A 20,574-nucleotide genomic window follows, 5' to 3' on the forward strand; every position below is an offset into this window, starting at 1 on the left:
CGGCTTTTTGTCCGCTCAGCGCCTTTCAAATCAAGGAGCAAGGCCACTTTGAGTTACTTCGCAGATAAACAAGCTTTGGTCGCGGATATTTTCTCGCGCTACCCCGCTACGCCGCAGGGCAAACGCTCGGCGCTGATGCCGCTGCTGCGTGAAGTGCAAGACGCCGAGGGCTTCGTGTCGGGCGCACGCATGGAAGAAATCGCGGGGCTGTGCGGCACCACCGCCACCGAAGTCCGCAGCGTCATGAGCTTCTATTCGACCTACCACACCGTCCCCACGGGCCAATATCACCTGCAAGTCTGCTCGACGCTGATGTGCGCTCTGGCGGGCAGTGACGAACTGTGGGACACCTTGGTCGCCGAACTGGACGTGCAGCCCGGCGAGGTGAGTCCCGACGGACGCTTCAGCGTGCAGAAGGTGGAATGCCTCGGCTCCTGCGGCACTGCGCCCGTCGTCCAAATCAACGACGAAGGCTTTTACGAGAACGTGACCCGCAAGCGCTGCGCCGAGTTGCTGGCGGCGTTGCGGGCCGACCAGAAGCCCATGCCCGACAACCTGGTGCCCGTGCCGATGGACGCCTCGGGTCGCCAGAGCACGGCGAAAGGGGTGGCGGTGGGCGGCACGGTGTCCGAATTGACCCCGCTGCCCGCCGAAGCCGCGCCGCCCGCCGGAGGTGCTTCATGACCGCGCCGACTGCCGAAAAGCCGATTACCAGCGCCCTCGACCACCGCTTCAAGCCCACGCTGTATGCCCGCGTCGGTCAGCCCGAATGCTGGACGTTGCAGTCCTATCTGGCCGACGGCGGCTATCAGGCGGTGCGCCGCGCCTTCGCGATGGGGCCGGACGCCGTCATCGAGGAAGTCAAGAAGTCGGGCCTGCGCGGACGCGGGGGCGCGGGCTTTGCGACGGGCCTGAAGTGGTCGTTCATGCCGCTCAACGACGGACGCCAGCACATCGTCCTGTGCAACGCCGACGAGTCCGAACCCGGCACCTTCAAAGACCGTTACCTGATGTCCGAAGACCCCCACCAGCTCATCGAAGGGATGATGATCGGCGGCTTTGCGATGCGGGCGACCAAGGGTTACGTCTACATTCGCGGCGAGTATGTCCACGCTGCCGAGCGGCTGTGGAACGCCATTCACGAGGCCCGCGCCGCTGGCATTCTGGGCCAGAACATCTTCGGCAGCGGCTTCGACTTCGACATTCAGGTTCACCGGGGCGCGGGGGCGTACATCTGCGGTGAAGAAACGGCACTGATGAACTCGCTGGAAGGGCTGCGGGCCAACCCCCGCCTCAAGCCTCCTTTCCCGGCGGCGGCGGGGCTGTACGGCCTGCCCACCACCATCAACAACGTGGAGACGTTTTGCGCGGCGACCCACATCCTGCGCTACGGGGCCGACTGGCACGCCACGATGGGCACCGAGAAATCCAAGGGCATGAAACTGTTCCAGATTTCGGGGCCCGTGGCGCGGCCTGGCGTCTACGAGTTGCCGCTGGGCACGCCCTTCCGCGAACTGATTTACGACTGGGCAGGCGGCCCCACCGAACCCATCAAGGCGATTATTCCGGGGGGGATTTCCTGCCAGTTGCTGGGGTGGTCGGACGCCATTCTGGACACCCCGATGGACTACGAGTCGCTGGCGGCGGCGGGCAGCAGCCTGGGCACGGCGGGCGTGACCCTGATTCCCGAATCCGCCTCTATCGTGGACACCACCTGGAACGCGGTGCGCTTTTACGGGCACGAGTCCTGCGGCAAATGCACCCCCTGCCGCGAGGGGATCAGCGGCTGGATGGTCAAGATGTACGAAAAGCTGGTGCGCGGTCACGGTCAGCCCGGCGATACCCAACTGATTCTGGACATGGCCGACAACATCGGCGGACGCTCCTTCTGTGCGCTGGCGGACGCCTGCATGGGGCCAGTCCTGAGCAGCATCCGGCTGTTCCGCGAGGAATATGACGCGGCAGAACGTGGAGAAGTGCGCCGCACGCTGGCGGGCCGCTGGAGGGATGCGTGATGCGGCAGATGGCAAATAGCGGATGGCGGATGGCAGACGGCGGGGGGCAGAGCGCGGCGGCTGGGGCTGAAGCGTCTTTGGCCTTCAGCCTTCAGCTGTCCGCCCTCTGCGCCGACCAACGGGAGGCCCTGTGAAAGTTACCGTAGACGGAATCGAACTCGACCTGCCAGCGGGCACCAGCGCCATTGACGCCGTGTTTTCCGCCGGGCGGGACGTGCCGTATTTCTGCGCCCATTCCTACCTCTCGCCCGTCGGGGCTTGCCGCATGTGTCTGGTCGAGGCCGGAACGCCGCGCAAGGGCAAAGACGGCGAACTGGAAAAGGACGAAAACGGCGAAGTCAAGATTTTCTATTTCCCCAAACCGATGGCGTCTTGCACCATGCAGGCCACCGAAGGCATGCATATCAAGACCGCCAAGACCAGCGAAGTGGTCGCCAAGTCGCAAGCGGGCATGATGGAATTTACGCTGCTCAACCACCCGCTCGACTGCCCCACCTGCGACAAGGGCGGCGCGTGCGAATTGCAGGACCGCGCCTTCGAGTACGGCTACGGCGCGAGTCGCTACGGCTTCGACCGCCGCCACGCCGACAAGCACTATCCGCTCTCGGACTTCGTGATTCTCGACCAGGAGCGCTGCATTCACTGCAAACGCTGCGTGCGCTACTTCGAGGAAGTGCCGGGCCAGGAAGTACTCGACTTCATCGAGCGCGGCGGGCACACCTTCATCGACACCCAGGAAGGCGGCCTGCCCACCGGGTTTCAGGGCAACATCACCGACATTTGCCCGGTGGGGGCGCTGCTGGACAACGTGGCCCGCTTCCGGGGGCGCAACTGGGAATACGACCACACGCCGACCACCTGCACGCTGTGCCCGGTCGGTTGCTCGATAACGGTGGACGCCCGCAACGGTCGCCTGGAACGCATCGTGGGCCGCGAAAACCGCGACGTGAACGAGATGTGGATTTGCGACGCGGGCCGCTTCGGGCATCCCTTTGCCAGCGAAGGTCGCCTGACCCGCCCGCTGATCCGGGAAGAGGGCAAGCTGCGGGGGGCCGACTGGGACGAAGCGATTGCCGCCATCCGTCAGGGGCTGAGCGGCGTGAATCCCGCCGAACTGGGCCTGTTTATCGCCTCCGACTCCACGTTGGAAGAAGGGGTCGCCGCCGAGAGCCTCGCCGCCCAGATCGGCACGCCCCACGTGGACCACTGGCCCCGCTACGAGGCGCAACTGACCGCGCCCAGTGCCACCCTGACCGACGTGGCCCAGGCCGACGCGGTGGTGGTCATCGGGGCCGACCTGGGCGAAGAAGCGCCCATCGTCGAACTGCGGATTCTGGAAGCCCTGCGCGGCGGCATTCTGCCCACCGAGTTTGCTCACGGCACCGCGATTGCCGACCTGCGACTGGTCGAGCGCCCCGCCCGCAAGCCCGAGAAACTGGCGGTTATCGGGCACGAGTCGCGTCTATCGCGCCACGCCGGACTTCGGGTGGCCGCCGAGGGACGCGACGCGGTGCAGCGCCTGCTGAGGCCCGACAGCGACGACCTCCGCGCCGCGCTGAAGCTGCTGACGGACGCCGAAAGGCCCGTGGTCGTGCTGGGGGCCGACGTGCTGAACGCGGGCGCGGCTGACCTGACCGCGCTGGTCAGCGACCTGGCCTCGCGCACCGGGGCCAAGGTGCTGGCGATTCCCGCCGGGGCCAACAGCCTGGGCCTCTCGGCGCTGAATCTGGTGCCGCAGGGGGGCAGCCGGGGTTACGCGGGGTTGTCCGACGCCCGCGCCGCCTTCATCAGCCGCCTCGACCCGGTGGGCGAAAAGCGTCTGAGCCTGCCTGCTGGCTTTACCGTCGTTCACGACACCCACCTGACCGAAACCGCCAAGCAGGCCGACGTGGTGCTGCCCGCCGTGACGAACTACGAAAAGCGCGGCACGACGGTCAACCTCGAAGGCCGTTTCCTGGCGCTGGAGCAGGCCGCCCTCGAAGCGGGTGAAGGTGCCGACCTGATTCGCACGCTGGCAGCCCTCGCCGAGGCGCTGGGCGTGCGCCCACAGGTGCGCGGCCTCAAGTCGGCGCAGGCGCTGCTGGAAACGCGGCTGGGCCTGGGGGTCACCGACCTGCCGGAGCGCGGCGCACTCAACCTCAACCTGAACCGCAAGTCGGCGTCCACGGGCGGCCTGACCCACACGCCGAAACTGTGGAAGGCCGGAATGCACTCCGACTGGACGAGTGGCTGGGTCGAGCGCACCCGGCAACTGGTGGAAGACAAGTGGGCCTTGCCCATGTACGGAGGCGACGACTGATGCCCGACTGGATTGCTGGACTTCTCGTGACGCTGCTCAAGGCGGTGCTGGTGGCGCTGGGCCTGCTGACGGCCTTCGCGTACATGACCCTCATCGAGCGCCGTCTGCTGGGCCGCATGCAACTGCGCCCCGGCCCCAACCGCGTCGGGCCGCTGGGGCTCCTGCAACCCGTCGCCGACGCCATCAAGAGCATCTTCAAGGAAGACCTGACGGTGACGCTCGCCGACAAGCTGGTCTTTACCCTCGCGCCGATTCTGGCGATTGGGATGGCGCTGACCGCCTTCGGGGGGATTCCGGCTGGCCCTCCCGGAAGTCTGTTCGGCACCGACCCCTGGGTCTACAACCTCGACGCCGGGGTGCTGGCGGTGCTGGCGCTGACCTCGATGGGCGTGTACGGCATCTTTCTGGGCGGCTGGGCGTCGGGGTCCAAGTACCCCATGCTGGGGTCGCTGCGTTCCTCGGCGCAGATGATTTCCTACGAACTGGGCATGGGCCTGAGCATCCTGGGCCTGCTGATGCTGGTCGGCAGCACCAATCTGGTCAACATTGTCGAGTGGCAGGCTGGCCCGGTGGGGCACGGCTGGATGATTCTGTTCCAGATTTTCGGCTTTGCGCTGTTTATGATCAGCGCCTTTGCCGAAGTCAACCGCACCCCCTTCGACTTGCCCGAAGCCGAGCAGGAACTGGTGGCGGGCTACCTGACCGAGTATTCGTCCATCAAGTGGGCGCTCTTCCAGATGGCGGAATACGTCAACATCATGACCGCCTCCGCCATGATGAGCACGCTGTTTTTCGGCGGCTACCGGGGGCCGACCTTCCTCGAGCCTTTTATCCCCGGCATCAGCTCCTGGCCGCTGGTGTGGCTGATCGCCAAGATTGCGGTCTTCATGTTCATCTTCATCTGGGTGCGGGCCACGCTGCCCCGTCTGCGCTACGACCAACTCATGCGCTTTGGCTGGAAGTTGACGCTGCCGCTGGCGCTGCTCAACACGATGGTGACTGCTGGCGTGCTGGCCTTTATGCCCGCCACGCCCCTGCGCCTGTGGGTGCTGGGGGCGGTCAGCCTCGCCCTGCTGCTGATTCTGTTCGCGGCGAGCGACACCGTGCGCGGGCTGTGGAATGCGCCCTCGCTGCCCCAGGACAAGGGCCCGACCCGCGCCGCCGGAGGGGACTGATGCTCTTTTCTCTCCGCTCTCCACTCTCCGCGCTCTCCGCCACCGAAGGAGGCCCACATGGGCGTGCTTGAAATCGCCAAGGGCATGGGCGTGACGCTCGGCAAGCTGTTTTCCAAGCCGCTGACTGTCAGCTATCCCGAAGAAAGGGCCACGTTGCAGCCGCGTTTCCGGGGCCGCCATGTGCTGACCCGTCACCCCGGCTCGGGCCTGGAAAAGTGCATCGGCTGTTCGCTGTGTGCCGCCGCCTGCCCCGCCTACGCCATCTACGTCGAGGCCGCCGAAAACAACCCCGACAGCCCGGTCAGCCCTGGCGAACGCTACGCCAAGGTCTACGAAATCAACATGCTGCGCTGCATTTTCTGCGGCATGTGCGAGGAAGCCTGTCCGACGGGCGCGGTGGTGCTGGGCAACGAATTCGAGATGGCGGATTACCGCTACCGCGACTTCGTGTACGGCAAGGAAGACATGCTGGTCGGCGTCACTGGCAGCCGCCCGCAGCGCCGCGAGGCCCTCAAATCGGGCAAACCCGTGCGGCTGGGCTTTCAGGTCGAAGGGGGCGCACGCGCCGAACTGGAAGGAGTGGAATACCCATGATGTTGGCTTTTATCCTGCTGGGCGCACTCGCCATCGCGGGGGGCATCCTGACCATCGCAGCGAAAAACGCGGTTCACGCGGCGCTGGGACTGGTCGGCACCCTGATCAGTGTGGCGGGGCTGTTCGCGTCCATGTCCGCCTCGTTCCTGGCGGCGACCCAGGTCATCGTGTACGCCGGGGCCATCATGGTGCTGTTCCTGTTCGTCATCATGCTGCTGGGGGCCAACCAGCCCGTGACCGCCAAAGACCCGCTGCCCTTCGTGGGGCCGCTGGGCGCGATGGCCGCCGTGCTGCTGGCGGGCGGCTTCGTCGTGCTGGCGCTGACTTACCGTGACCCCGCACCCCTGGCTGAAACGGCGCAGGCGCTGCGTGGGGGCGGAGCAGGTGCCGTCGGCGAAACGCTGCTGACCCGCTTCCTGCTGCCCTTCGAGGCCGTCAGCATTCTGCTGCTGGTCGCCATCGTGGGCGCGGTGGCCCTGGTGCAGCGTCCTACCCCGCAGCCCGACGGCGTGCCGGATGACGCCGCCGCCGACGCGCAGCCCGAATCGCGGGCCTGGCGCGGCCTCAAGGCCGAACCCGTCAAGGGCCAGCCCCTCAAGGAGCGTGCCTGACATGGTGCCGACTGCCTATTACCTGGCGCTGTCGGGCATTTTGTTCTCGCTGGGACTGATCGGGGTGATGACCCGCCGCACGGCCATCCTGATTTTCCTCTCCGTGGAACTGATGCTCAACGCCGCCAACATCGCGCTGGTGGCCTTCGCCCGCTCGTGGGGTGACCTGATGGGGCAAACCGCCGTGTTTATCGTGATGACCCTGGCCGCCGCCGAAGTGGCGATTGGCCTGGCGATCATCGTCGCCATCTTCCGCAAGCGCGAAACCACCAACGTGGACGACCTCGCGCAGTTGAAAGGCTGAGTGGGAATGATGCCTCTGTACCTGCTTCCCCTGCTGCCGCTCATCGGCTTTGCCCTGCTGATGTGCTTTCCCAAGGCCCTGCCCGGCAAGTCCGGCGGCTACCTCGCTTCGCTGCTGGTGCTCCTGAGTTTCGTGGTGGCGGTTACCCGCTACCTCGGTCTGGGTGACACCCCCGCCCACGAAACGCTGTGGCAATGGCTGCCCAACATGGCACTCAACGCCAACCTGAACGTCGGCTTCTACTTCGACCAGCTCTCGGCCCTGATGACCCTCATCATCACGGGTATCGGCTTTCTGATTCACGTCTATTCCCTCAGCTACATGAGCCACGACGCCAAGTTCACGCGCTTTTTCGCGTTCCTGAACTTCTTCGTGGCGATGATGCTGATTCTGGTGCTGGCCGACTCCTACCCGCTGATGTTCGTGGGCTGGGAAGGCGTGGGCATGGCGTCGTTTCTGCTCATCGGCTTCTGGCACTCGGGCCGGCACTCCGAAGCGTCCGACAAGGACGTGCTGGAAGCGAGCACGGGCGAAGGCCGCGCCAACTCGAACGCCGCCCGCAAAGCCTTCATCATGAACCGCATCGGTGACCTGGGCTTTATGCTGGGCATGTTCCTGCTGTACAAGCTCTATGGCACCTTGAGCATTCCCCAACTGGCCGAGCAGGCGGAGGGCACCCGCGTGGCGCAATCGGCCATCGAACTGGCCTGCCTGTTCCTGCTGGTCGGGGCGGTGGGCAAGTCGGGCCAGTTGCCGCTGACCACCTGGCTGCCCGACGCGATGGCTGGCCCCACGCCCGTTTCGGCGCTGATTCACGCCGCGACGATGGTGACGGCGGGCGTCTACCTGATTACCCGCAGCCACTTCCTGTACGAACTGGCCCCGGTGGCCTCCAACTGGGTGGCCTGGGTCGGTGCCCTGACGGCGCTGTACGGCGCACTCTCGGCGCTGAACCAGACCGACATCAAGAAGATTCTGGCGTTTTCGACCGTCTCGCAGCTCGGCTACATGTTCATGGCAGTGGGCCTGGGCGCGTACTCGGCGGGCGTGTTCCACCTGCTGACCCACGCGTTTTTCAAGGCGCTGCTGTTCCTCTGCGCGGGTGCCGTGATTCACGCGCTGCACGAAGAACAGGACGTGCGGAAGATGGGCGGCATGCGGAAATTCATGCCCTTTACCCACATCGCTTCCTTGATGGGCGTGCTGGCAATTTCGGGCATTCCCATCTGGAGCGGCTTTTTCTCCAAGGACGCGATTCTGGCGGCGGCCTGGGCGCAAAACCCCTGGCTGTACGTCATCGGGCTGGGCGTGGCGCTGCTGACCGCATTCTACATGGGCCGCTGGTACTTCCTGGTCTGGCGCGGCAGTTACCGGGGCCACGTCGCCCACCCCCACGAGGCAGACGGCCTGATGAAGCTGCCTCTAGGGGTGCTGGCGGTGCTGGCAACGTTGGGCGGCCTGCTCAACATCCCGGCCTTCCTGCCCGCGCTGGGGCTGCCTCAGCACGCTTTCGACGACTACCTGGGCCGGGCCATTCCCCACCACGCCCACCATATTTCGCACAGCACCGAACTGCTGCTGACGCTGCTGGCGGTGCTGGCGGGTGTCGTCGGGCTGGGCTGGGCCTTTATGGAGCACCGCCGGGGCGTGCTGGCGCAGGGGCCACTGGGCCGGGTCAGCACCTCGGCGCTGTATCTCGACAACCTGTACAACGGTCTGTTTGCCGCACCTAGCCGGGGCATCGCGCAGGGGCTGGACGCGGTTGACCGGGGCGTGGACGCGGGCCTGAGCGGGGTCGCCCGCAACACGGCGGCTCCGGGCGGCTTCTTCGCCCGCTGGCAGAGCGGTTATGTCCGCGCCTACGCCGTGAGCATGGTGCTCGGCACGGCGCTGATCATCGGTTACTGGGCGCTGAAGATGATTGGGAGTGGCTCATGATTCATCTGCTTATTTTTCTGCCGCTGCTGGGCGCACTCCTGCTGCTGCTGACTCCGGTCAAGTGGCGCGAGGAAGTCGCGGGCTTTGTCGCGGCCGTCACCCTCGGCCTGGGGCTGTGGATCTGGCGTGAAGGCGGCGTGGGCCTGAGCGTGTCGCCCTGGGTGCCGCCGCTGGGCATCACCTACGCCGTCGAACTGGGCGGCGTGGGGCTGGTGCTGGCGCTGGTCACGGCTTTCATGACGTTGATGGCGGTGTGGTACACGGCGCGGCGCATTCCCAACCCCGGCCCGATGCTGGGCCTGATTCTGGCGATGGAAACCGGGCTGCTGGGCATTTTCGCGGCGCGTGACCTGATTCTGTTCTACGTGTTCTTCGAGTGGGCGCTGATTCCGTCGCTGCTGATGCTGGCGCTTTACGGCGGCCCGGGGCGCATGAAGGCGCTGCTCAAGTTCGGGGCGTACACGCTGCTCGGCTCGCTGCTGATGCTGCTGAGCTTCATCGGCTACAGGTGGCTGGGCGGCAGCCCGACCTTCGCTCTGCCCGACCTGCTGGCGCACCCGGTGGGGGGCACGGCCCAGACGTGGCTCTACCTCGGCTTCCTGGCGGCGATGGCGGTCAAGCTGCCGCTGTGGCCCCTACACGCCTGGCTGCCCGACTTCCACGAGCAGAACCACCCCAGCGGCATTCCCGACGTGATGGGCACGCTCTACAAGGTGGGCGGTTACGGCATCTTCGTCTTCGGCCTGACCCTCTTTCCCGAAGCCTCGCTGCAACTGCGCCCGATTCTGATGGGGCTGGCGGCCTTTACGGCGCTGTACGCAGCCTGGATCGCCTTCGGGCAGACCAACTGGAAGCGCCTGCTGGCCTACGCGGGCCTGTCGCACATGGGCTTCGTGGCGCTGGGCGTGTTCTCACTCAACGAAACCGCCATCATCGGCGCGATGTATCTGCTGGCCTTCCAGAACCTCTACACCGGGGCGCTGTTCATGGCCGTCGGAATGTTGCAGGAGCGCGTGGGCAGCGTGGATACCCGCGTCGGCGGCGTGATGAACCAGGCGGGCGCACTCGGCGGCCTCACGCTGGCGCTGTGGTTCGCGTCCATCGCCGTGCCGGGCATGGCGGGCTTTATCGGTGAATTCAGCATCCTGCTGGGGGCCTATCAGGTGTCGCCCTGGCTGGCCTTCATCGCGGGCCTGACTGTCATCGCGGCGGCGGCCTACGCCCTGACCGCCTTTCAGCACACCTTCTGGGAAGGCCGCCCCTTCGGTGCCGTGCGCGTGCCGGACCTGCGCTCGACCGAGTGGCTGGTGCTGGTGCTGCCGCTGGCCGCTGCCATCTTCTTCGGGGTGTACTCGGCCCCGGCGCTGAAACTGGTGCAGCCTGCGGTGCGTGCGGCCCTTTCGGCCCTGGGAGGGCAATAAATGAACCTCGCCGTATCTCCACTCGTTTTGCCTGATGTCAGCTTCATGCCGCTGCTGCCCATTCTGCTGGTGCTGGCGGGGGCCATCTTTTCCACCCTGGGCGGCTTTTGGCTGAATCGCCGTTCGCTGACCCTGGTCAATATCGTGATGCTCCTTCTTTCGGCGGCGAGCATGGTCTGGCTGTGGGGCGCGGGGGCCGACGTGCCGCGCACCGCGTTCATGGGAGCCGTTCGCGCCGACCCGGCGGCCCTGCTGCTGGGCGGGACGATTGTGCTGGGGTCGCTGTTGACGCTGCTGGTGTCGCTGGATACGGCCTACCGCGCCCGCGTCAGCTTTGCCGAGTTCGACGCCATGCTGATGTACGCCATCACGGGCTGTCTGCTCATCGCCTTTTCGGGCGACCTCATCGTGATGCTGATTGGCCTGGAAATCATGAGTCTGGCGAGTTACGTGCTGGCGACCTTTCAGGACTCGCGCCGCGCCGAGGAATCGGGCCTCAAGTACTTCCTGCTCGGCTCGGTGGGCAGCGCCATCCTGATTTACGGCATCGCTTTCCTGTACGGCGCGACGGGCACGCTCAACTACGCCACCATCGCCGAGCGGGTGAGCGTGCTTGAACCGCAAAATGTCGGCATTCTGGTGGCGGGGGCGCTGCTGGTGCTGGCAGGCTTCGCGTTCAAGGTGGCCCTCGCGCCCTTTCACCAGTGGACGCCCGACGTGTACAGCGGCGCCCCCACCAGCGTGTCGCTGTTCCTGAGCACGGTGGTCAAGGTGGCGGCCTTTGCCGGAATGCTGCGCGTGTTCGGCGGCGCCCTGGACGTGGCCCCCGGCTGGCACTCGGTGCTGCAGGTGCTGATTGCCCTGACCCTGTTTATCGGTAACGCGGCGGCGCTGTTCCAAACCAACTTCAAGCGGATGATGGCTTATTCGGCAGTGGCCCACACGGGCTTTCTGGCGATGACGTTGCTGAGCGACCGGGTTTCCGGCGGCGCGGCGATGGGGTACTACCTGCTCGTCTACACCTTGATGACGGCGGCGGCCCTGGCGATTGTGGCGGCCCTGCAACGCAGCGAAGAAGGCTTTTCGATTGACGATATGCGCGGCCTGTACTACCGTCACCCGGCTTACGCGGTGGCGCTGGCGGTGTGCCTCGCTTCGCTGGCGGGGCTGCCGCCCTTCGCCGGGTTCTTCGGCAAGTATCTGGCGTTTCAGGCCGCCTTCCAAAGCGGTTACATCGGCCTGACGGTGCTGGGCGTGCTGGCGAGCGTGGCCTCGCTGGTGTACTACCTGCGCCCCGCCATGCTGATGTTCATGCCTGACCGCACGCCTGCCCGCGAGTACGCGTACGGTCAGCGGCCTGCGACCACCCTGGCGGTGGCCCTGAGCGTCATCGGTATTCTGGTGCTGGGTCTGCTGCCCAACCTGTGGTACAGCTGGCTCGCCGACCCGAACACCTGGCGCTTGATTGCCGGAACCTGATACCAATTCCGATTGAATCCCCCAGTTTGGGGGATGAAATCCGTCTGAAAGGAGTAGGAAAAGATACGGATTTTGGGAAATGTACCCATATCCAGTTCGGTTCTGGATATGGGGAATTGGACGGAATTCGTATGAGCGGATAAAGGACAAGGCAGCGGAGGTTTCCCGACTGGGGCCTCCGCTGCTTCGTTTCTGACTGCTAGCCCTCGTCGGCTTCCAGCAGTTCGACCTGCCGCCCGTCGGGGTCGAGGACGAAAGCCATGTCGCGCCCGCCGGGGCTGGGTTGCAGGTCACGGGTCACGGTCATGCCCGCCGCCTGCAACTGGGGCAGCAGCCCCCGCAGTCCCCGCACATGCAGCGCGATGTGTTCGGCCCAGTGGGGATGCGGCGCGGGAAGTTCGCCCGCCACCTGAAAAAACTGCAACTTGCCTTCGCCCAGCCGCACCACGCCCCGGCGGTGGCCCTCGTGGGTGGTGAGGTCTTTTTCGACTTCGCCGCCCAGCCGCGTGTAGAAGGTCAGCACCTCGCCGAGGTCACGGGTCAGAAAGGAAACGTGCTTGAGCATCAGCCTTGCTTCCGGAGCAGGATGCTCTTGAGGTACAGGCTTTCGGGCACGCTCAGCAGGTGGGGGTGGTCGGCGGGCTGGTAGGTCACGTCCACCACTTCGGCGTCGCAGTCCGCCGCGCCTGCCGCCACCCTTGCGGCGTCGAGCAGGTCATCTACCCGGATGTAGTGGGCGCAGGTGCTGACCAGAACGTGGCCCCCAGGCGCGAGCATCCGCAGCACGCTGGCGGTGCCGTCGGTGAAGATGCGCTTGGCCCTGGGCACGTCGTCGCGGCGTTTGGCGAGGGTGGGCGGGTCGAAGACAGCGGCCTGGAAGGTCTTCTTTTCCTTTTCCAGCGCGGCGAGTTGCTCCAGCGCGTCGCCCCAGCGCAGGCCCACGCCCACGCCGTTTTCGCGGGCTTCGCGCTCCAGCACGCCCAGCGCCACCGAGTCCTTGTCGATCGCGGTGCTTTTGGCCCCCGCTTTGGCCGCGTGCAGCGAAAACCCGCCCGTGTAGCTGTACACGTCCAGAAAGCTCTGGCCTTCGCTCACAAAGCCTTTCATCATGCGGCGGTTGTCGCGCTGGTCGAGGAAAAAGCCCGTTTTCTGGGCGTCCAGCGGGGCAAAGTGCAGCCGCAGGTCATCTTCAAAAAACTCCACCCGCTCGGGCAACTCGCCCCACAGCGGGCCGCTGACGAGTTCCAGCCCTTCCTTGCGCCGCTCGCCCGTGTCGCTGCGCTCGAAGGCCGAGGTTGCGCCCGTTTCCTCGCGCAGTGCCCGCAGAATCAGGTCACGGTGCTTTTCCACGCCCGCGTTGCGGAGTTGCACGCTCAGCACGCTGCCGAACTGGTCAGCGACCACGCCGGGCAGCCCATCGGCTTCGGCATGCAGCACGCGCAGGGCGTCAGTGCCGTGAATGCGCCCCGCCCGCCGCGCCAGGGCTTGCCGCACCCGCTCGCGGTAAAAGCCCAGGTCAATGTCCCGCGCTTCCCAGGTCAGCATTCGCAGCGGGGTTGCGCCGTCGGGGTTGAAATAGCCGCGTCCGACCAGCCGCCCGCCTTCCTCGCGCACGTCCACCACGTCACCTGCCGCAATCCCCGCGTCGGCGCTGGCGATGTCGCCGCTGTGTCCGAAGGGATAACGCCCCGCAATCCGGCGCACGGCGGCGGCCTTGAGCGTCACCGAGGGGCCAGAACCGCGCTTCACCATCCGAGTTTGCCGCCTTTTTGCAGTTGCCCGAGCTTTTCGGGCGTCCACAGTTCGTAGGTGTACATGGGGTATTGCCGCTTGAAGCGCCCGACCTTGTCCCAGACTTCGCGCGATTCGTGCGCCACGACCAGAATCAGGCGAATGACGCTGCCTTCGGGGTCGTAGATGTAAAAGTCGAAGTAGAAATTCTGCTCGTGGCCCTTGTCGGTAAACAGCGGAAAGGCGAAGGGCCGAAAGCGCCAGGGCTTGTGCCGCTCGGTCAGAACCTGGGCCGCCACCCGCCGCAGGTTGCTGTCGGGGAAAGAAATTTTCTCGCCGTCGAGGTCGCGGAATTCTTTGGTGGGCGCGGGGGCGTCGAGTTGCACGCGCTTGAGTTCGGGCAGGGCTTTTTTCGCCCCGAGTTTGGGCGGAGCTTTGCGGGTCACACTGGTCTGAAAGCGGAAATCGTCTCCGCGCAGGCCAACTTTGCCGGACGCCCCGCCCGGTTCGCGCTGCACCCGGCCCTCGGCCCGCGCCTGGCGCTCTTCCTGGGTTTCGCGCACGGGGCGCACGCTGTCACGGGACGCGCCGTCACGTCCGACAGGAACATTGCGGCGGCTTTGCTGGGGGCGGCCCTTGGAGCCTTTGATGGGGCCTGCGCCGCGTTTGGGTCTGGTCATAGGGGGCAGGATAAGGCAAGCCGCCCCACAAGAAAGTCCCCCGGCAGCCAGGGCCGGGGGAACGGGGGAGAAAAAAGGGGGGGGCGGGGCGGGCGCTTAAGCTCCCTGGCCCTTTTCCGCCTTCTCTTTCGCCACGCGTTCGCGGGCTTCGGCGGCGAGCTGGCGGCGCAGGGTCTTGCCGACGGCGGTCTTGGGCAGTTCGTCGCGGAATTCCACGCTGCGTGGGGCCTTGTAGGGGCTGAGCAGGCTGCGGCAGTGGGCGATGATTTCCTTTTCGGTGGCCTGCATCCCCGGCTTGAGCGCGACCACGGCGTGCACGGTTTCGCCCCGGTACTCGTCGGGCAGACCCACGGCGGCGGCTTCCAGCACGGCGGGGTGCGAGGTCAGGGCTTCTTCCACTTCGCGGGGGTAGATGTTGTGGCCCCCGGCGATGATCAGTTCTTTCTTACGGTCTACGACGCGGAAAAAGCCCTCTTCGTCCATCGTGACCATGTCGCCGGTCAGCAGCCAGGTGCGGCCCTCGTACTCGCGCAGCACTTTGGCGCTTTCGTCGGGCATGTTCCAGTAGCCCTTCATCACCATCGGCCCGGCGACCCACAGCTCACCGACTTCGCCGGTGGGCACCGGCTCTCCCGCGTCACTCATGACCAGCGCGTCCACGCCCGGCAGCGGCAGGCCGATGGAGCCGTCTTTCTGCTCGCCGGTGATCGGGTTGACGTGCGTGACCGGGCTGCTTTCGGTCAGGCCGTAGCCCTCCACCAGATTGGCCCCGTGGGTGATCTCGCGGAAGGTGCGGGCCGTTTCCTGCATCAGGGGGGCCGAGCCGCTGATGCACGCCCGGATGGTGGTCAGGTCATGCGCGGCGGTGTCGGGGTGGTTGTTGATGGCGTTGTACAGGGTGGGTACGCCGGGAAACAAGGTGGCGCGGGTGCGCGAAATCTCGCCCAGCACCATCTTGATGTCGCGGGCGTTGGGCACCAGCACGATGGTCGCGCCAATCAGCACACTCATGTTCATGGCGGTGGTCATGCCGTACACGTGGAAAAACGGAATGGCCGCCAGCGTGATCTCGCGCCCTTCCTGAAGGCCGACCATCCAGGCGCGGCTCTGCTCGGCGTTGGCGACGAGGTTGCGCTGGGTCAACATCGCGCCCTTGGGCACGCCGGTGGTGCCGCCGGTGTACTGCAGCAGCGCCACGTCGTCCGCCCCGACCGTCACCGGAACCGGGTCGGCGTCTTGCAGCTTCAGCACGAAGCGCAGCGGCACGGCCTTGGGGTCTTGCTTGAACGCGTCACTGGGCAGCGTGCCTTCGCGCATGGCCTTGACCGGGTAGAGCAGGTTCTTGGGAAAGGGCAGTTCGTCCTGAATGCGGGCCACGAACACGCGCTTGACGGGCACCTTGTCCGCGATCTCGGCGTAGCGGGGGTACATGCTGTCCAGAATGACCAGGGTTTCGCTGCCCGAATCGATCAGCTGGTGTTCGAGTTCGCTGGCGGTGTAGAGGGGGCTGGTGTTGGCGACGATGCCCCCGGCCAGCAGCGTGCCGTAGAAGGTCACCACGAACTGCGGGCAGTTGGGCAGCATGATGGCGACCCGGTCACCCGGCTTCACGCCCGAGCGTTGCAGCGCCTTGGCAAAGCGTTTGACCCGCTTGAGCAGTTCCTTGTAGGACGTGTCCTGGCCCAGGAAATGCAGCGCCGCACGTTGGGGAAAACGGGTCGCGGCGTCTTCGAGCAGCCGGAACAGTGTGCGGTCACTGGGCGTAAAGTCGTGAGGCACGCCGGGTTCATAAGACGAGAGCCAGGGCTTGGGCAGGGGGGAAGCAGATGCAGTCATCTCGGTACTCCTAGAAATGAGGGAACTAGAAACGGGGGGAAAGGGAGGGGGGTGCGCGCAGGGCCGGAAAAAAGTTGGGGGCCGGACCCTGATTGAACCTCTGGGGTCTAACCTCTGGGACTCGGGACGCGACAGGTGAACCCTGCCAGGGAAAAGAAGGGACAGAAGTTGTTCTTGAACCTAGTATAAACAGAGTCTTGCCCACGGAAAGACCCCCTGGGTGTTACTTCCTGCGGGGCGACAGCGGGGGCTGCCCCCGAGCGCCCACTCAGCGGGAGCGCGGGTTTGGGGCGCCTTCGGGGTTCTGGTCTTCCGCGCTGCTCAGGTTGAAGGCATCCACGTCGAAGGTGTCCACGTCGATGGTCGGGTGCAGTTTCTCGAAACGGATGGTCAGGACGCCCCCCGCCAGGCTGGCCTCGCCCGAGGCCGGGTGAACCTCCTGCGGAAAGGTGAAGGTGCGCGAAAAAGTGCCGCTGGGGCGCTCGCTGCTCAGGAGTTGGCCGGGCGGGGTGCGTTCGCCGCTGACCGTCACCTGCTGGCCTTCCTCGGCCAGGGCGAGGGTTTCGGGGTCAACCCCCGGCACGTCCAGCAGCAGTTCGAGGTGCGTGCCCACATCGCGCCAGTCGGCGGCGGGAACCCAGGGGCCGCCGCCCGAGAGGGTTTCGACCTGCTCGCGCAGGGTCATCAGGTGTTGCAGTCTCGCCAGCACAGGAGGTTGTTGCTCCGACATGGGCGGAGGGTAGCACCGCCGCTCCGCTCCGGGATGTGTCCTTTTGGTCAGGCGGCCCTCTACACTGACACGTCGTGACCGCTCCGCTCATTCCCATCCTGACCGCGCCGACGGCTGCCGGAAAAACGGCCCTGGCCCTGCAACTGGCGCAGGAATTCGGCCTGGAAATCGTCGCGGCGGACGCCTTCACGGTGTACCGGGGCCTCGACATCGGCACCGCCAAACCGACGCCGCAGGAACGGGCGCGGGTGCCGCACCACCTGATCGACGTGGTGGACGCCGAGCAGGACTACGACGTGGTGCAGTATGTCGCTCAGGCCCAGGCCGCGCTGTCGGACATCCTGGCGCGGGGCCGAATGCCGCTGGTGGTGGGGGGCACCGGGTTCTATCTCAGCGCCCTGACGCGGGGGCTACCGCTGACCCCGCCGAGTGACCCGCTGCGCCGCGCCGAACTGGAAGCCGAATTGCAGGAGCGGGGGCTGGACGCCCTGCTGAGAGAGATAGAGGCGGCGAGTCCCGCCGAAGTGGCCCGCATGGAGCGCAACCCCCGCCGGGTCGTGCGGGCGCTGGAGGTGTACCGGGCCACCGGGCGCTTTCCCGGCGAGTTCGGTTACTCGGCCCCGGCGTACCGTTACCGCGTGTTCGCTTTCACGTTGCCCGCCCCCGAACTGGAGCGGCGCATAGCCGAGCGCACGGCGCTGATGCTGGCCCAGGGTTGGCCGCAGGAAGCCCAGTGGCTCGCCGGGCGGGTGTCGCCGCAGGGGTCGCCCCGCCCCACCGTGTGGCAGGCGCTCGGCTATCCCGAAGCGCTCGCCGTCGCCGAAGGCCGCTGGTCGTCAGCCCAGGCCCAGGATGCCATCGTGCTGGCGACGCGGCAGTACACCAAGCGGCAACTCACCTGGATTCGCCGTCAGCTCGGCCCGCTGGAAACGCCCGAGCAGGTCGCCGCCGCGCTGCGGGACTTTGCCGGATAAACCGGAAAAATCGAACAGCGGCCTGAGTAGGCCAATGTCTGAGACGGCTGGACAAATCTTCTTATTCTCTCGTTGTAGAGCTGTTCATGGTCTGGTCAAGGATGGCATTTGGCTGACGGGTCGGCGGTACAGTAAGGGACGTAAGACAATCAAGAGGCTTCGGCGTTTTGACCGGAAAAAAGGGGCTCAGACGTTCGCCCTGCCTCTTTGCGCGTCCTCGGAGGTATCTATGAAACCACGTGTCCTGGGCATGATTCTTGCTGGTGGTCAGGGTTCTCGCCTTGCTCCACTGACACAAAAACGCGCCAAGCCTGCCGTCCCTTTTGGCAGCAAATACCGCATCATCGACTTTGCCATCAACAACTTCATCAATTCGGGCGTGTTCTCGGTGTACGTGCTGACGCAGTACAAGGCCCAGAGCCTGACCGAACACATCCAGCGCGGCTGGCGCTTCGGCACCTTCCTCAGCGATTACTTCATCACGCTGGTTCCGGCGCAGATGTACCGCATGGAAGAACTCGGCGCGGCCTGGTACCGGGGCACCGCCGACGCCGTGTACCAGAACATGCACCTCATCGAAAACTTTGAGGCCGACTACGTGGCGATTTTCAGCGGTGACCACATCTACAAGATGAACGTGGAACACATGCTCGAAAAACACATCGAGGCGCGGGCCGACATCACCATCGCCGCCTACCCGATGCCGCAGGCGCAGGCGCACCAGTTCGGCGTGATGCAGGTGGACGAACGCTGGCGCGTGACCGAATTCCATGAAAAGGTGCCCAACCCGCCCGCCATTCCCGGACAGCCGGACACCAGCCTGACCAGCATGGGCAACTACATCTTCTCGCGCCGGGCGCTGGAAGAGCTGCTGGAAACGAGCATCAGCGGTCAGGGCGAGGGCTTCGACTTCGGGCACAACGTGATTCCCCGCGCCCTGTCCGACGGCTACCACGTTCAGGCCTACGACTTCCACAAAAACCCCATCCCCGGTCAGGACCGCCCCAACACCTACTGGCGCGATGTGGGGACGCTGGACGCCTATTTCGAGGCCAACATGGACCTCGTGTCGGTGAACCCCGAATTCGACATCTACAACCCCGAGTGGCCCCTGCGCACGAGTTCGGAATTCAGCCCGCCCGCCAAGTTCGTTCACGAGTCCGAGGGACGTAAAGGACAGGCCTTCAACAGCATCATGGCCGGGGGCACCATCGTCAGCGGGGGTACCGTGCGTGACAGCGTACTGGGCCGCAACGTGCGGGCACATTCGTACTCGCTGATTGAAAGCTGCGTCGTGTTCGACGAGGTGCAGGTGGGCCGCCACTCGCACCTGCGCCGCGTCATCGTGGACAAGAACGTGATCGTGCCGCCCGGCACCACCATCGGCATAGACCGCGAGCAGGACGAAGCACGCGGCTTTACCATCACCGACGGCGGCGTGGTGGTCGTGCCCAAGGGCTACGTGTTCTGAAGCCCTGACCCCCGGAGAGCCGGGGGACTTCTCCCATCCCAGTCGTCATCTGGCGTCAGATTCGGCCCTCTACACTCGGGGCATGAAGTTGACGCCTCTTTTTTCGTCTGCCCTGGTCTTTGCTGGGCTGGCGCTGGGTGTGGCTGCGGCCCAGGTTGGTTCGGCTCCCTCGGCAGCCATTCCGGCGATTCCAGTGCAGCCAGGGCCAGTGCTGCCGCCAGTGCAGCCTCCGGCCCCAGTGACGGCACTGGCGCTGTTGCCGGACGGTGTGCGGCTGGTCTGCGCGGGGGCCGAACTGCGTCAGCTTTCGCCCCAGGGCCGACTCCTGCGGCGCATCGCGCTGCCCGAGCCCTGCCTGTCCTTGCAGGTGAGTCCGGCGGGGACGCTGGCACTGACGGTGGGGCGCAGTGGGGCGCGGGTCTGGCGGCTCTCCGATGGGCAGGAGTTGCATTCCCTCTCGCTGGCGGGACTGGCCGGACGGGTGGCCTTCCTGTCCGACGACGAACTGCTGCTGGGCACCGGGCGGGGCGTGGAGTCGCTGAAACTGGCCCCCCGGCAGCGCCGTGTTCTGCTGCCGGGAGCGGTGTCGGGCCTGGCGCTGGCTCCGGGCGGTGAGCGGCTGCTGCTGAGCCGGGGTGAGCGGCTGGAACTGGTGCGGCTCTCCGATTTCAAGGTGCTGTCGGGCATCCGCTGCGAGGAACTCTGCCCCCTGCGCCGCGTGCAGTTCAGCGCCGATGGTCGCGGCGCGGTGGCCCTGGCGGGGGTTACCCTTTACGCGCTGCGCGATGGTCGCCCGGTCAACGTGGTGCTGCGCGGGGCGGAGGGCGACGTGACCGGGTTCCCGCTGCCCGACGGGGGCGTGTGGGTGGTGCGCGGGGGGCAACTCGAGCGCCGCGATGCCCAGACCGGACGCCGGGAAGGTCGCCTGCTGGACGACAGCCCGAAGAACGCTCTGGTGGACGCCCCCGCCGCTTGGAACGGCACGGGCGGCGTGCTGCTGATGACCCAAGACCGACAACTGCTGGAACTGGGGCCGGATGGCCGTGAAGTCAGCCGTCAGCCGTTGGGCTTTTGAGCAGAAGAGGGGAATCAGGCGCGGGGGTAAGTGGGAATCTCCGCCTGCATCGGCTCGGTGCCAGGGCTAAGTACATCGAACCTAACATTTCGCATTTTCGGAACAGAACCGAAAATGCTTCATTCCCGGTTCGACGTACTTTTTTCGGTACTCGCTCCGCTCGGTTCATCTAAAGATTAACTTCGAGGTAGCTTACGGCCTGATAAAAGTCATGAGAGCAGACGTTAGTGGAGATCACTTT

At 65.8% G+C, this 20,574-nt stretch carries 18 protein-coding genes; 13 read left to right on the top strand and 5 right to left on the bottom strand.

The genetic code is table 11. From position 1 onward, the window contains the following. The first annotated feature begins 48 nt into the window (after positions 1–48). From nuoE to Q4C89_RS04025, 10 genes are all read left to right on the top strand, one after another. Complete coding sequence (gene nuoE / locus Q4C89_RS03980) at positions 49–684, top strand: NADH-quinone oxidoreductase subunit NuoE (protein WP_303101307.1); 636 nt, start codon at positions 49–51, stop codon at positions 682–684. Next, complete coding sequence (gene nuoF / locus Q4C89_RS03985; protein ID WP_303101308.1) at positions 681–2,015, top strand: NADH-quinone oxidoreductase subunit NuoF; 1,335 nt, start codon at positions 681–683, stop codon at positions 2,013–2,015. Before nuoE ends, nuoF begins: the two co-directional genes overlap by 4 nt. Before the next feature lie 130 nt (positions 2,016–2,145). Next, positions 2,146–4,314, top strand: coding sequence for an NADH-quinone oxidoreductase subunit NuoG (gene nuoG / locus Q4C89_RS03990; protein WP_303101309.1), 2,169 nt, complete (start codon positions 2,146–2,148; stop codon positions 4,312–4,314). After that, entirely contained in the window at positions 4,314–5,489 is a 1,176-nt protein-coding gene (nuoH, locus tag Q4C89_RS03995) for an NADH-quinone oxidoreductase subunit NuoH (RefSeq protein WP_303101310.1), read from the top strand. The genes nuoG and nuoH overlap by 1 nt, the downstream gene beginning before the upstream one ends. A 57-nt stretch (positions 5,490–5,546) precedes the next feature. After that, positions 5,547–6,083 (top strand): NADH-quinone oxidoreductase subunit NuoI, encoded by a 537-nt coding sequence (gene nuoI / locus Q4C89_RS04000; RefSeq protein ID WP_303101311.1) that lies wholly within the window; start codon positions 5,547–5,549, stop codon positions 6,081–6,083. After that, positions 6,080–6,694 carry an NADH-quinone oxidoreductase subunit J gene (locus Q4C89_RS04005; RefSeq protein WP_303101312.1) on the top strand — a complete coding sequence of 205 codons (615 nt, stop codon included), beginning with the start codon at positions 6,080–6,082 and terminating at the stop codon, positions 6,692–6,694. The genes nuoI and Q4C89_RS04005 overlap by 4 nt, the downstream gene beginning before the upstream one ends. A gap of 1 nt (position 6,695) precedes the next feature. Further along, complete coding sequence (gene nuoK, locus Q4C89_RS04010; RefSeq protein WP_303101313.1) at positions 6,696–6,998, top strand: NADH-quinone oxidoreductase subunit NuoK; 303 nt, start codon at positions 6,696–6,698, stop codon at positions 6,996–6,998. A gap of 9 nt (positions 6,999–7,007) precedes the next feature. Beyond that, entirely contained in the window at positions 7,008–8,936 is a 1,929-nt protein-coding gene (nuoL, locus tag Q4C89_RS04015) for an NADH-quinone oxidoreductase subunit L (protein WP_303101326.1), read from the top strand. Beyond that, positions 8,933–10,357 carry an NADH-quinone oxidoreductase subunit M gene (locus tag Q4C89_RS04020; protein ID WP_303101314.1) on the top strand — a complete coding sequence of 475 codons (1,425 nt, stop codon included), beginning with the start codon at positions 8,933–8,935 and terminating at the stop codon, positions 10,355–10,357. The genes nuoL and Q4C89_RS04020 overlap by 4 nt, the downstream gene beginning before the upstream one ends. Beyond that, complete coding sequence (locus Q4C89_RS04025; RefSeq protein ID WP_303101315.1) at positions 10,358–11,836, top strand: NADH-quinone oxidoreductase subunit N; 1,479 nt, start codon at positions 10,358–10,360, stop codon at positions 11,834–11,836. Positions 11,837–12,035: 199 nt separating this feature from the next. On the opposite strand, the gene Q4C89_RS04030 is transcribed toward Q4C89_RS04025, so the two are convergent. The 5 genes from Q4C89_RS04030 to Q4C89_RS04050 all read right to left on the bottom strand — a co-directional run bounded on the left by Q4C89_RS04030 (position 12,036) and on the right by Q4C89_RS04050 (position 16,813). After that, a complete protein-coding gene (locus Q4C89_RS04030; protein WP_303101316.1) occupies positions 12,036–12,401 on the bottom strand; it encodes a VOC family protein in 366 nt (121 codons plus the stop codon). After that, positions 12,401–13,585: a class I SAM-dependent rRNA methyltransferase gene (locus tag Q4C89_RS04035; RefSeq protein ID WP_303101317.1), complete on the bottom strand. Its 1,185-nt coding sequence runs from the start codon at positions 13,583–13,585 to the stop codon at positions 12,401–12,403. The genes Q4C89_RS04030 and Q4C89_RS04035 overlap by 1 nt, the downstream gene beginning before the upstream one ends. Further along, on the bottom strand, positions 13,582–14,247 hold the full coding sequence (locus Q4C89_RS04040; protein ID WP_303101318.1) for a hypothetical protein: 666 nt from the start codon (positions 14,245–14,247) through the stop codon (positions 13,582–13,584). Before Q4C89_RS04040 ends, Q4C89_RS04035 begins: the two co-directional genes overlap by 4 nt. Positions 14,248–14,343: 96 nt before the next feature. Beyond that, positions 14,344–16,083 carry a long-chain fatty acid--CoA ligase gene (locus Q4C89_RS04045; protein ID WP_303101319.1) on the bottom strand — a complete coding sequence of 580 codons (1,740 nt, stop codon included), beginning with the start codon at positions 16,081–16,083 and terminating at the stop codon, positions 14,344–14,346. A 268-nt stretch (positions 16,084–16,351) separates the two neighbouring features. Then, positions 16,352–16,813, bottom strand: a complete 462-nt coding sequence (locus Q4C89_RS04050) for an Hsp20/alpha crystallin family protein (protein ID WP_303101320.1) — start codon at positions 16,811–16,813, stop codon at positions 16,352–16,354. Positions 16,814–16,887: 74 nt separating this feature from the next. On the opposite strand from Q4C89_RS04050, the gene miaA reads away from it, so the two are divergent. From miaA to Q4C89_RS04065, 3 genes are all read left to right on the top strand, one after another. Beyond that, positions 16,888–17,787, top strand: a complete 900-nt coding sequence (gene miaA, locus Q4C89_RS04055; RefSeq protein ID WP_303101321.1) for a tRNA (adenosine(37)-N6)-dimethylallyltransferase MiaA — start codon at positions 16,888–16,890, stop codon at positions 17,785–17,787. Positions 17,788–18,016: 229 nt separating this feature from the next. Next, complete coding sequence (glgC, locus tag Q4C89_RS04060) at positions 18,017–19,258, top strand: glucose-1-phosphate adenylyltransferase (protein WP_303101322.1); 1,242 nt, start codon at positions 18,017–18,019, stop codon at positions 19,256–19,258. An 82-nt stretch (positions 19,259–19,340) separates the two neighbouring features. Further along, positions 19,341–20,333: a WD40 repeat domain-containing protein gene (locus Q4C89_RS04065; protein WP_303101323.1), complete on the top strand. Its 993-nt coding sequence runs from the start codon at positions 19,341–19,343 to the stop codon at positions 20,331–20,333. Positions 20,334–20,574 lie beyond the last annotated feature (241 nt).

Source organism: Deinococcus sp. (assembly GCF_030523985.1).
Taxonomy (GTDB): domain Bacteria; phylum Deinococcota; class Deinococci; order Deinococcales; family Deinococcaceae; genus Deinococcus.